At 56.4% G+C, this 463-nt stretch carries 1 protein-coding gene; it reads right to left on the bottom strand.

The window, feature by feature from the left end; translation table 11 throughout:
* On the bottom strand, positions 1-268 hold a 268-nt coding region (locus tag ABAC460_RS51255), incomplete at its 3' end, for a phage terminase large subunit family protein (RefSeq protein ID WP_444551273.1).
* Between the last annotated feature and the right edge of the window lie 195 nt (positions 269-463).

Here is a 463-nt window from a genome sequence, read left to right as displayed (position 1 = left end):
CGAGACCGGTCGCATTGATACCGATGTACTCAGCGTTATATTTTTCGGTGAGCTGGCAGATTGATTCGGTCTGCGTTGCGAAGTCCATGCCTTTCCACTGATGACGCTCCAGAATGCGGAACTTGCCAACGGCGACAACCGGCGGTGCGAGTACCACAACACCCGGCGCTGTTGCCGCTGTGCGAGGGGGCGTAGCCGATCCATACCGGGCGGGAGCCGAATGGCTTGTCGTCAACAAACTCGCACATAAACAGATTGCGGAAGTCATCAACGCTGTTTTCCTACCGGATCTGCTCCAGATTGAACAGCGTACAGCCCACGGTGAGTGCATCCTCAGTGGTGACTATCTGCCGCCATTGCCCGTCAGGGCAAGCCACGCCAGCGACGAGCGCCGTATGACTGATATGGATGACGACACGTTTACTTGCACTGGCACTGATCTGCCGCCACGAATGTTAAGTGA

Origin of the sequence: Asticcacaulis sp. AC460, assembly GCF_000495795.1 — a bacterium.
GTDB lineage: Bacteria > Pseudomonadota > Alphaproteobacteria > Caulobacterales > Caulobacteraceae > Asticcacaulis.
The sequence above is the reverse complement of the archived record's forward strand: the minus strand, read 5'-3'. Positions and strand labels throughout refer to the sequence as shown.